This is a genomic window from Ochrobactrum sp. SSR, from assembly GCF_030067775.1.
Lineage (GTDB): Bacteria > Pseudomonadota > Alphaproteobacteria > Rhizobiales > Rhizobiaceae > Brucella > Brucella teleogrylli.
Genome location: NZ_CP125970.1, coordinates 806,401 through 818,784, shown reverse-complemented (window position 1 = coordinate 818,784; position 12,384 = coordinate 806,401). Strand labels below are relative to the sequence as shown.

Below are 12,384 nucleotides of genomic sequence, written 5' to 3'. Positions count from 1 at the left end.
TCCATGTCGAATTTCTTCATCAACAGGCCCAATTTTGCCTGGGTCATTGCGATTGTCATCATGCTTGGCGGTTTGCTGGCGCTGAGTTCCCTGTCGATCTCGCAATATCCGCAGATCGCGCCGACCACGGTGCGCATCAGCGCCACTTACGCGGGCGCAGATGCCGAAACGGTCGAAAACTCGGTTACCAAGGTGATCGAGCAGGGCATGACCGGCATCGACAATCTGGATTACATGACGGCCAACTCGACCTCGACCGGCTCGGCAACGATTACGTTGACCTTCACCAGCGCCGCCGATCCCGACGTGGCGCAAATGCAGGTGCAAAACAAGCTGCAGCTCGTCCAGTCGCAGCTGCCGGAGAGCGTACAGAGCACGGGTCTGACAGTCAGCAAGTCGTCCGAAAGCTTTCTGATGGTCATCGGCTTTGTCTCGACCGATAGCAAGCTGACAGCCAACGATCTGGCTGACTATATCGACAGCTCGCTCAACGATACGCTGAAGCGCGTCGAAGGCGTGGGCGATACGCGCATTTTCGGTTCCGGCTATGCAATGCGCATCTGGCTGGACCCCGACCAGCTTGCGAAATATGCGCTGATGCCGGGCGATGTCGCTTCGGCGATTGAGGCGCAGAACACGCAGGTTTCGGCTGGTCAGCTGGGCGCAATGCCAGCCAATAAGGGTCAACAGCTCAATGCGACGGTGACGGCGCAAAGCCGTCTTCAAACGCCGGAACAGTTCCGCAACATTATTTTGAAAAGTACGACCGATGGCGCGCTGGTGCGGTTGAACGATGTGGCCCGCGTGGAACTGGGTTCGGAAAGCTATACGAGTGAATCCAGTTATAACGGTCTGCCTTCGGGCGCCATCGGCATTTATCTCGCCACCGGCGCAAATGCGATCAGCACGGCGGAAGGGGTGCAGGAAGCAATCGGGAACCTGAAGGAAACGCTGCCAGCGGGGGTGGAGGTCGTTTATCCTTATGACACGACGCCCTTCGTGCGCTTGTCTATCGAGGAAGTGATCAAGACACTGATCGAGGCGATCATTCTGGTTTTCGTCGTGATGCTGGTGTTCCTGCAAAACATCCGCGCCACGCTTATTCCAACGCTGGCCGTTCCGGTGGTTCTGTTGGGCACGTTCGGGGTGCTGGCGATCTTCGGCTATTCCGTCAATACGCTCACCATGTTCGCCATGGTGCTGGCCATCGGCCTTCTGGTGGATGACGCGATTGTCGTCGTGGAAAATGTCGAGCGCGTGATGGAGGAGGAAGGACTTCCGCCAAGGGAGGCCACGATCAAATCCATGGGCGAGATCACCGGCGCACTGGTTGGCATCGCGACGGTGCTTTCGGCGGTGTTTATTCCGATGGCCTTTTTCGGCGGATCGGTCGGCGTCATCTATCGCCAGTTCTCGGTCACCATCGTATCGGCGATGATCCTGTCGGTGGTGGTCGCGCTGATCCTGACGCCCGCTTTGTGCGCCACGCTTTTGAAGCCGGTCCAAGGCCATGCGAAGCAGCGCGGCATTTCCGGTTGGTTCAATCGCGGTTTCGACCGGACAACGAATGCCTATCGCCGTGGCGTGAATGGAATCCTCACGCGGTCATTCCGTTACCTTCTGGTCTTCGCGCTGATCGTGGTTGCCATGGGCTGGATGTTCAACCGTCTGCCAAGCTCGTTCCTGCCGCAGGAAGATCAGGGCACGCTGATGACCAGCGTTCAGCTTCCCGTGGGCGCTACGCAGGACCGTACCGAACGGGTCATGAAGCAGGTGACGGATTTCTATCTCAATCAGGAGAAGGATGCGGTCGAAGGCGTGATGAGCGTAATCGGCTTTGGTTATGGCGGGCAGGGACAGAATGTCGGTCTGGCCTTCGTGCGTCTGAAAGATTTCGAAGCGCGCCAATCTGCTGATCTGTCGGCAAGCGCGGTCGCCGGACGCGCCATGAAATTCTTCTCGACAATTCGCGACGGCAAGGTTTTTGCGCTGGCGCCGCCTGCCATTCAGGGCATGGGCAATTCGAGCGGCTTCGATTTCTTTCTGCAAGATGTCAATGGCGCCGGTCACGCCAAGCTGATCGAGGCACGCAACCAGTTGCTGGCGCTGGCGGGCAAAAGCAACCTTCTGGCCAATACGCGCCCGAACGGGCAGGAAGATACGCCTGAATTCGCGATCAATATCGATCAGGAAAAGGCGAGTGCTTTGGGCGTTTCGCTGGCCGATATCAACAGCACGCTGTCGACAGCCTGGGGCAGCGCCTATGTCAATGATTTCATCGACAGGGGTCGCATCAAACCGGTCTATGTTCAGGGCGACAGCAATTTCCGCATGCAGCCGGAAGATCTGGAGAAATGGCAGGTCCGCAACGCCGATGGCATCATGGTGCCGTTTTCAGCCTTTGCAACCGGCTACTGGAAATATGGCTCGCCGCGACTGGAACGCTATAACGGCTCGTCCGCCGTGGAAATTCAGGGCGAAGCGGCACCCGGCGTCAGTTCCGGTGTCGCTATGGATGAAATAGACAATCTGATGACGCAATTGCCGTCCGGATTTGCCCATGAATGGACCGGACTTTCCTATCAGGAACAGCTTTCCGGCAATCAGGCAGCCTCACTCTATGCGATTTCGGTTCTGGTGGTGTTCCTATGTCTCGTCGCGCTTTATGAAAGCTGGTCCATCCCGTTTGCAGTCATGCTTTCCGTGCCGATCGGCATTTTCGGCGCACTTTTGGGCGCAACGATTTTCGGGCAGAGTAACGACGTTTATTTCAAGGTCGGTCTTCTCACCACCATCGGTCTTGCCGCAAAGAATGCTATTCTGATCGTCGAATTTGCGATAGAGCGGCAAGCGGCAGGCATGGGGCTGGTCGAGGCGACGCTGGAGGCCGCTCGACAGCGCCTGCGACCGATCCTGATGACATCATTCGCCTTCATTCTGGGCGTCACTCCGCTGGCCATTGCAAGCGGTGCCGGTTCGGGTGCGCAGAACGCAATCGGTATCGGCGTCATGGGCGGGATGATCGCCGCAACCGTGATAGGTGTCTTTCTTGTTCCGCTGCTCTTCGTTGCCGTTCGGCGCATCTTCAAGGGCAAATCCAGTCAAACTCAATCGGTGTCGCCGCAGACGCAGACGGAATCAAACCATGTCGACAAATGATCTCACCCGCCTTGCAGCGACTTTTGACCACAACCCCTGCACCAGACAGGATCAGCGCGTCCGCCGCACGATGAAAGTGCTGGCCACGTTGTGTCTTGTTGCGACCGTCAGCGGTTGTGTGGTCGGGCCGGACTATCAGTCGCCCCTGATCAACATGCCTTCCAACTGGGGCAACAAGAAGCAGCAAAAACCGGCAAAGCCCGCGGAACTGGCCGAATGGTGGAAGCGGCTCAACGATCCATTGCTCAATGCTTTCGTAGAGGAAGCGGTTGCGGGCAATCTGGATGTTGCAACCGCCAAGGCCCGCGTGCGCGAGGCGCGCGCTACCTATCGTCAGTCGGTCGGCACGCTGCTGCCGTCACTGGACGGTTCCGCTTCGGCGACCCGCAGCCGCACAGGCTCTTCGGTCAGTGGCACGGCGAGCACCAGCAGCCAGTTCCAGAGCGGACTGGATGCAAGCTGGGAAATCGATCTGTTCGGCGCCAACCGCCGGTCGGTGGAAGCCGCCAAATACGGCATGGATGCCTCGGAAGAAGACCTGCGCAATACGCTCGTGACGCTGATTGGCGATGTAACCACGAATTATGTCGAAGCGCGCGGTTATCAGGCGCGTGCCGCGCTGGCCCGGCGGACCGCCGCTTCACAGCGCGAAACGGCTACCCTGACGCGCAACAAATTCGAGGCGGGCGCATCGTCGGCGGTCGATCTTTCCAACGCATCCGGTCAGGCGGCTTCGACAGAGGCCAATATACCGGACCTTGAAGCGGCCTATGCCGCTTCCGTGCATCGGCTTTCCGTGTTGACGGGTCGTGCGCCTGCCGCACTTGCAGAGCGCATGAAGAAGGTCAAGGCGATCCCCAAGCCGAAACTGCCGATGCCCACGGGCATTCCGGCAGACATTCTTCTCTCCCGCCCGGATGTGCGGCTGGCTGAACGTCAATATGCGCAATACACGGCCAAGGTCGGTCAGGCGGAAGCCGCCCGCTATCCGGGTCTCAGCCTGACGGGCGATATTGCGACCTCGGCCACCAAGATCGGCGATCTCGGCAAAAGTTCGTCGATCAGCTGGTCGTTCGGCCCAACCCTCACGGTTCCGATCTTCAATGGCGGCCAGCTGAAGGCAGTCGTCGAGATGGCGCAGGCGCAGCGCGACCAGTATTTCATCGCCTACCGCTCTTCGATCCTGACCGGGCTTGAAGAAGTCGAAAACGCTATCGTTTCGCTGGCGCAGGAGCGCATCAAATCGTCCAAGCTTGCAACATCGGCTCGCCATTATCGCGAGGCGGCGTCGCTTGGACGTTCGCTCTATCAGTCGGGTACGCAGAGCTTCCTCGATCTTCTGGAGGCCCAGCGTTCGCTCTATTCGGCGGAGGATTCACTGATCGCCAGCCAGGTTCTGATCACTACCGACTATATCGCGCTCAACAAGGCGCTTGGCGGTGGCTGGAGTGGCGCCATTGAAGTTTCCAAACCGGAAGTCGTGGACGTGAATACGGGTCCGCGTCTTCCGAAGAGAAATGCGGTGGCCACTGCCGCCGCCAACTAAGTTAAATCCCCCTCATACGGATTTGGTGGTCGCATTCCGGCATGTGCTGCCAATGTCACACATTGGCCAAGGCAGATGCCGGAATTGAAAAGATTGCTGGCAATTATAGATTTCTACTGGATTTTTCGAATTCGACCCTTGATCATGCGGCCCTGTGAGGCCGATTTCCGAGGTCACGTTCAATCCACGAGCATATGCAAGGTTCCCTGAATGCGCTTTAAACGTCTCGTCGTCACGACCGCAGTCCTCATCGCTGTGGCCGTGTGCGGATATTTTTACTGGCGCAGCCAATCGTCGTCCCAGACACCATCGATGATGACCGCCACTGCGACCCGCAGCGACATCGAAGTCACGGTGCTTGCCACGGGAACCATCAAGCCGGTTCGTCTGGTTGCGGTCGGCGCGCAGGCATCGGGCCGCATCACATCGGTCAAGGTGAAGCTTGGGCAGGTCGTGAAGGCGAATGACCTTATCGCCGAGATCGACTCCACCACCCAGAAAAACGACCTGCGAACATCAGAGGCGTCACTTGCCAACATGCAAGCGCAGTTGAAGGAAAAGCAGGCGACGCTGGCGCTGAACCAGCAGACGCTGAACCGCCAGAAAGCTATGCTTGCCAAACATGCTGTTTCGCAGGCCGATTACGACACGGCTGCTGCCGATCTGAATGTGACGCAGGCGCAGATTGAATCGCTCAGGGCCCAGATCAAGGCAGCCGAAGTTGCCGTCGAGACCGCCAGAGCCAATCTCGGCTATACGCAGATCACCGCGCCGATTGAGGGAACCGTTCTTTCCATCGTCAGCCAGGAAGGCCAGACGGTCAACGCAACGCAATCCGCACCGACGATTGTTATTCTCGGCCAGCTTGACCGGATGACGGTTTATACGGAAATTTCCGAAGCTGATATCGTCCGGGTGAAGCCCGGCCTGCCGCTTTATTTCACGGTGCTCGGCGATCAGGACCGCCGCTATGAAGCAAGCCTTGAATCGGTGGAACCGGCGCCGGAATCGATCAAAAGCGACAGCAGCTTCAGTTCCTCAAGCTCGTCCTCGTCGTCCTCTTCGAGCAGTGCGTCGTCGGAGGCGATCTATTATAATGGCCTTTTCACCATCCCGAATGAAGACGGGCATCTGCGCACCTATATGACGGCGGAAGTGCACATCGTTCTCGGGCAGGAGAACAATGTCCTGACCATTCCGTCCTCTGCCTTGGGTGCGCGCGATGCGGATGGCCGCTATACGGTGCGCGTGGTCGATGACAAGGGGCAGATCTCAAGCAAGAAGATTGAAATCGGCCTGAACAACAAGGTGATGGTTCAGGTGAAATCGGGCCTCGATGAAGGCGAACGCGTCGTCACCGGCCAATTGGCGGCAGGTGCTGCGGCAAGCCCCAGCCCGGGTGGCCGTCGCGGCCCGCCGATGGGCTTCTGATCATGACGGAACCGTTGATCCGCCTCAGAAAAGTCCGGCGGGAGTACCCGTCGGGGGACAGTTCCATCGCGGTCCTTAAAGACATCGACCTCACCATCAATTCTGGCGAGATGGTGGCGATTGTCGGTGCGTCGGGGTCGGGTAAATCCACGCTGATGAATATTCTCGGTTGTCTGGACCGTCCAACGTCCGGCAGCTACGAAATCGGCGGTCGCGAAACCGCCTCCATGGATGTGGATGAACTGGCCGCGCTGCGGCGTGAGCATTTCGGCTTCATCTTCCAGCGTTATCATCTGCTGCCAGAGCTGACGGCCATCGGCAATGTCGAGATACCGGCGATCTATGCTGGTATCGACCCGTCGGCGCGTGCCAAGCGCGCCGGGTCCTTGCTGACGCGTCTTGGCATGGGTGACCGGCTGCATCACCGGCCCGGCCAGCTTTCCGGCGGCCAGCAGCAGCGAGTATCCATTGCGCGTGCGCTGATGAACGACGCCAGCCTAATTCTGGCCGACGAGCCGACCGGCGCGCTCGACAAGCATAGCGGCGAAGAGGTGCTGCGCATTCTGGGTGAGCTGCATGCCGAAGGGCGCACGGTCATCATCGTCACCCACGATATGTCGATTGCCAGCAAGGCAGAACGCATCATCGAAATCAGCGATGGCGAGATCATCGCCGACCGTCCGGTGGAAAAGACCGAAATCGTGGAAAGCGCCGTCAGCCCGGAAGATGCGGCCTCGAAGCGCAAGCGCGCGCTGTCGCTCTATGGATTGATGGGTTCGATCCGCGAGGCCTTTCTGATGGCATTGCTCTCGATGCGGGCGCATAAGCTGCGCACCTTCCTGACCATGCTGGGCATTATCATCGGCATCGCTTCGGTCGTCAGCGTCGTGGCGCTAGGGCGCGGTTCGCAGGAGCGGGTGCTGGCCAATATTTCCAGCCTCGGCACCAATACGCTGGAAATTTTCGCAGGCAAGGATTTCGGCGATGTGCGATCCGGGAAAATCACCACGCTGGTGGTTTCGGACGCTTTGGAACTGTCCAAACAGCCCTATGTCGCGGCTGCCACGCCAACAGTCTCGACAAACAGCACGGTGCGTTTCGGCTCGCAGGAGTCCAATGCGCTGGTAAATGGCGTCAGCGAGCAATATTTTGTCGCCAAGGGCAGCAAGATTGCCGATGGACAGTTTTTCGACCGCGAAAGCGTGCGAACCACGGCGCAGGATGTGGTCATCGACCAGAACACCAAAAACGCGCTGTTTGCCGATATCAATCCGGTGGGACAGGTGCTGCTGATCGGCAATGTTCCCGCGCGCATTGTCGGCGTGATGGAGCCGCAGCAGGGCGGTTTCGGCTCCAATCAAAACCTGTCGCTTTATCTGCCATACACCACCGTTCAGGCACGGTTTCTGGGAAGCAATTCGCTGCGCAGCATTACCTTGCAGGTCAAGGACGGGATCGATACGGCGCTGGCCCAGCAGTCGGTCACCGAATTTCTGTTGCAGCGCCACGGCACCAAGGATTTCTACATCCTGAACACCGACGATATTCGCAAGACGATCACCAGCACGACCCAGACGCTGACGCTTCTGGTGGCGGCAATCGCCATTATTTCGTTGATCGTCGGCGGCATCGGGGTGATGAACATCATGCTCGTCACGGTGTCCGAACGTGTTTCGGAAATCGGGGTACGCATGGCGGTCGGCGGGCGACAGAGCGATATCTTGCAGCAATTTCTGATCGAGGCGGTGCTTGTCTGCCTGATCGGCGGCGTTCTGGGCATTCTGACGGCGCTCGGCTTCGGCTTGCTCTTCAGCTTGTTCAGCTCGAATTTCAGCCTTGTCTATTCAACCACGTCGATTATCGCAGCTTTCCTGTGTTCGACGCTGATCGGTGTCGTGTTCGGCTATCTGCCAGCGCGAAACGCTTCGCAACTGGACCCGGTCATCGCGCTTTCCAAGGGGTAAGTGCGACGACTAGCGCCAAACGCAGGTTTGCAGCGGCACTCTTAAAAAAAAATCAGCGGCAATAAAAGAAAATGCGTGTGTCTGTAGGGATTTTTGCTAAATCCCTACAAAATAATAAAAACTTATAAGCTGAACTCTGCCCCCGATCCTTTAAAAATACGGATAAAGGTTGCAGTGCTCACTGTTCGTCATCTGATTGTAACAGAAATGGGCGAAGCATCCGGACATTCGCAGTTCGTTGGGGGACAACGGCTGCGGGGATGTATTGAAGAGGGGTGAAATATGGCGGGTTTGGCTACCATCGAAAATGTTGAGGCGATGTCTTGCACGCTGCCAAGGCGGTGCATGATGTCGCTCGCTTGCACAATAGCTGCCCGCGGCATGTAGCGTTTCCACCATCTGCACGGGTTCCACCGGGAAGCTGCAGAAATCCTCAAAACAGCGCTCCGGGCATCCGGGGGATCGAAAATCCAGATCCCGCAAAAGTGGGAGAGCGGCGGGCCATGGCTAATTATGACTGTTGCAGAATTTCAACGGTCGCTAATGAAGTAACGGTCTGTATCTTATTGGGAAAAAACGCCATTGACTAACGAAACCATCAATGAAAATCGTATTATGCAATCGTAAAAAACGACTCGTAAAAAAATCGAAACTTCTATCAACTTGATCCTGGAGGTCAGAAATGAACATCAAGAGCCTTCTTCTCGGCTCCGCTGCAGCGCTCGTTGCAGTTTCCGGCGCACAGGCTGCCGATGCAATCGTTGCACCGGAACCTGAAGCAGTTGAATATGTCCGCGTTTGCGATGCTTACGGCGCTGGCTACTTCTACATTCCGGGCACCGAAACCTGCCTGCGCATCAGCGGCTACGTCCGTTACGACGTAAAGGGCGGCGATGACGTCTACACCGGCGTAGACCGTGAAGGCTGGGACAAGGGCGCACGCTTCACGCTTCGTACCCACACGGCTTCGGAAACCGAACTCGGCACCCTGAAGACCTACACCGAAACCCGCTTTAACTACGGCGCCAACAATAGCCGTGAAGATGGTGATTACGGTTATACGACGCAGGGCGTTGATTTCCGTATCGGTTACATCCAGCTCGGCGGCTTCAAGGTTGGTATCGACGAATCCGCATTCCACACCTTCACCGGTTACCTCGGCGGCGTCATCAACGATGACGTGGTCGGCGCAGGCAGCTACACCACCGGTCAGATTTCGTACACCTACAAGGGCGGCAACGGCTTCTCGGCTATCCTGGCTGTTGAAGAAGGCGGCTCGGGCTACGTCATCGACGGCTACACCCCGCACATCCTCGGCGGTCTGAAGTACGAAGGCGGCTGGGGTTCGATCGCAGCTGTTGCAGCTTACGACTCGGTCATCGAAGAATGGGCCGCCAAGGTTCGCGGTGACGTGAACATCACCGACCGCTTCTCGGTTTGGTTGCAGGGTGGTTACGCTTCGGAAGAATCTCCGGTGCAGAACTACGGCCAGTGGGGCGGCGATTGGGCTGTCTGGGGTGGCGCGAAGTTCAAGGCAACCGACAAGGCTACCTTCAACCTTCAGGGCGCACACGACGACTGGGGCAAGACTGCAGTTACGGCTAACGTAGCTTACCAGCTCGTTCCTGGCTTCACGATCACCCCGGAAATTTCGTACACCAAGTTCGGTGGCGAATGGCGTGATCTCGCTGTCGAGAAGGACGCTTGGGGCGGTATCGTTCGCTTCCAGCGCTCGTTCTAATAACACATATCAAGATTGGATATCGGGGCATCGTCCCGATATCCGGACAGGTTTCGTCTAGGTTTATGTTCGCAGTAATGTGTCGGGTTATCTGACGAAGCTTGAAAATATGAACTGATAATAATGTGACCTCCAGTCCATTGTTATAGACAGGCGATAGGTCTCCGATCTGTCGCCTGCTTTTTATCGGGGCGGCGGTATTGCCATTTGGGTTGCCCTTTGAAGCGCACCAGTTCGGGTCGAGCAAAGCGGCTCCCCGGCCGTAACTCCCGCTATTTTTCAGAAAACTGCTTTCCGTTTCGCCTCATCACGCGCCGATCACATTGGCGTGCCCTCAAGCGAATGGAACTCCCGCGCGTGCAGATTTTTGTTATAAATTTGTCACGGAGGATTTACCGCGCGTGAACATCATCGTAACAGCACCCCGGACGGACGGAACAGTGACGCAAACCGGTTTGAGCAATCTTCAGGTGGAAGTTGCGCATAAGATGCTGGCGCTTATCACCAAGGAGCGCTGGCAGATCGGTGATCGCATTTCCGATGCCGCGATTGCGCGCGAATTGCATGTCTCACGCTCGCCGGTCCGGCAGGTTTTGCATCTTCTGGTGGAGCGGGGGATCGTCGCGCAGGCACCGAACCGTGGTTATCTGTTGCAGCGTTTTCCGAAACAGGACGAGCTGTCGAACGAGATTTTGCCGCCGTCCGATTTCGAAGACCTCTATCACAGGCTGATGAGCGCGCGTGCTTCCGGTTCGATCGGCCTGGAAGTTTCTGAAGCAGCCCTCGCGGAACAGTTCGAAGTGACCCGTGGAACGGTGCGCCGCACATTGATGCGCTTTGCCGCCGAAGGACTGGCCGAGCGGCTTCCAGGCTACGGCTGGCGCTTTGCCGAAGCGCTCGACAATGAACATGCCGTCAATGAAAGCTATTCTTTCCGGGTGGTCATCGAATGCGGCGCGCTGACACAAGCTGATTACAGCCCGGTTCTCTCCGAGTTGCAGGAACTGCACCGCGAACAGCTTGAAATACTCGAACGCCCGATATCCGATTTTCCGGATGGGTTTTGGTTCGACGTCAATGCGAATTTCCATGAAACGCTGGTGTCATGGGCCAATAACCGGTTTCTCACCCAGGCTCTGCGCTGGCAGAACCATTTGCGGAGACTGACGGAATCCTGTGAGTTTGAGCGTATGGGAGAAGCGCGAATTCGTCAGGCCTGCGCGGACCATCTGGAAATTTTGCAGGCTATCGAGGCTGGGGATTTCGAATTTGCAGCCGCATTGCTGAAGCGGCATATCGCGCGTCCAGCTCACGATAGCGTTTGATTCCGCGCGGCATTTTTCAACGAATGAAATGGAAAAGGCCGGGATCCGAAGCGATCCCGGCCTTGTTCTTGGTTAGATTTTGGCGGCCTGCACAAAGCGCGGATCGAAAGTCTGCGCAAATGAAATATCCGCGCTGGAAAGCTCCGGATCGAGCGCCTTCAACATTTCATAGAGGCTCTTGAAGCCTTCTTCGGCAATCAGGCCCTTTTCGGAATACATGGCGCGGGATTTCTCAAAGCCGGTTTTGTAGAGTTCGCGGTCGCCAAGCAGATATTCCTCCGGCACGGCGTCGGCAACGTCGTCGGCGGATGCCTTGTGAATCCAGTCCAGCGACTTGACGAAGGCATTGACGACGCGCTGCGTGGTGATCGGGTTTGCGTCGATAAAGCTCTGCTGCACATAAACTGTCGCGGCCGGATTGGTGCCGCCGAACAGCTGTCGCGTGCCTTCTTCTGTGCGGGTGTCGATCAGCAGAGTGATATCGCCATCGACTTCGAGGCGGGTGATTACCGGATCGAGATGGACGAGAGCGGCGATTTCGCCTTTCTTGATGGCTGCAACCGCGCTTGCGCCGCCGCCAACGCCGATAATCGACGCGGCATCTTCCGACAGACCGTTCTTCATGAGTGCATATTGCAGGAACAGCGACGTGGAGGAGCCGGGCGCCGTAACGCCGACATTCTGGCCCTTCAGGTCGGCAATGGTCTTGATTTCGCCTGCGAGGTCCTTGCGCACGCCGATGCAGATGCCCGGGAAACGTCCAAGTTCGCAGACTGCCTTGATGTCCTGGCCCTTGTTCTGCATGCGGATCGTGTGTTCGTAAGCGCCCGTCACGACATCGACCGAACCACCGATCAGAGCCTGCAACGACTTCGCGCCGCCGCCAAAATCGTTGACCGTTGCCTTCAGGCCCTGTTCTTCAAAGAAGCCTTTGCGCTCGGCAATCGTTAGCGGCAGGTAGTAGAAAAGCGGCTTGCCGCCGACGCCGAACATCAGTTCGGGTTTTTCTGGCGTTGCCGATGCGTCCTGCGCATAGGCGGGCAGGCGGGAAGCAATGCCGGCCAGTCCAAGAGCTGCGGCGCCCAGCAGGGCGTCTCTGCGATTAATCTTCATGATTTTCCTCCTAGAGCATTTCCAGCAAAAGTGCGTAGCGGTTTTGCGTGGGATAATGCGTGAAAACAAATAGATAGAGCGGTTCCATGATTCCATTTTGACCGG

7 protein-coding genes are annotated in these 12,384 nt (G+C 57.4%); 6 read left to right on the top strand and 1 reads right to left on the bottom strand.

The genetic code is table 11. The features are described 5' to 3' along the window. Nucleotides 1–3 precede the first annotated feature (3 nt). The 6 genes from QLQ11_RS15220 to QLQ11_RS15195 all read left to right on the top strand — a co-directional run bounded on the left by QLQ11_RS15220 (nt 4) and on the right by QLQ11_RS15195 (nt 11,166). Entirely contained in the window at nt 4–3,159 is a 3,156-nt protein-coding gene (locus QLQ11_RS15220) for an efflux RND transporter permease subunit (RefSeq protein WP_121538205.1), read from the top strand. Between the two features lie 70 nt (nt 3,160–3,229). Then, complete coding sequence (locus QLQ11_RS15215) at nt 3,230–4,705, top strand: efflux transporter outer membrane subunit (RefSeq protein WP_283736291.1); 1,476 nt, start codon at nt 3,230–3,232, stop codon at nt 4,703–4,705. Between the two features lie 210 nt (nt 4,706–4,915). Further along, entirely contained in the window at nt 4,916–6,136 is a 1,221-nt protein-coding gene (locus QLQ11_RS15210; RefSeq protein ID WP_109367153.1) for an efflux RND transporter periplasmic adaptor subunit, read from the top strand. Between the two features lie 2 nt (nt 6,137–6,138). Beyond that, entirely contained in the window at nt 6,139–8,100 is a 1,962-nt protein-coding gene (locus tag QLQ11_RS15205) for a MacB family efflux pump subunit (protein ID WP_283736173.1), read from the top strand. A gap of 682 nt (nt 8,101–8,782) precedes the next feature. Next, entirely contained in the window at nt 8,783–9,841 is a 1,059-nt protein-coding gene (locus tag QLQ11_RS15200) for a porin (protein WP_109367155.1), read from the top strand. A 401-nt stretch (nt 9,842–10,242) separates the two neighbouring features. Beyond that, nucleotides 10,243–11,166 carry a GntR family transcriptional regulator gene (locus tag QLQ11_RS15195; protein WP_235858952.1) on the top strand — a complete coding sequence of 308 codons (924 nt, stop codon included), beginning with the start codon at nt 10,243–10,245 and terminating at the stop codon, nt 11,164–11,166. 72 nt (nt 11,167–11,238) lie between these two features. Here the strand turns inward: QLQ11_RS15195 and QLQ11_RS15190 are convergent, their stop codons facing one another. Then, nucleotides 11,239–12,279 (bottom strand): ABC transporter substrate-binding protein, encoded by a 1,041-nt coding sequence (locus QLQ11_RS15190; RefSeq protein ID WP_109367157.1) that lies wholly within the window; start codon nt 12,277–12,279, stop codon nt 11,239–11,241. Nucleotides 12,280–12,384 lie beyond the last annotated feature (105 nt).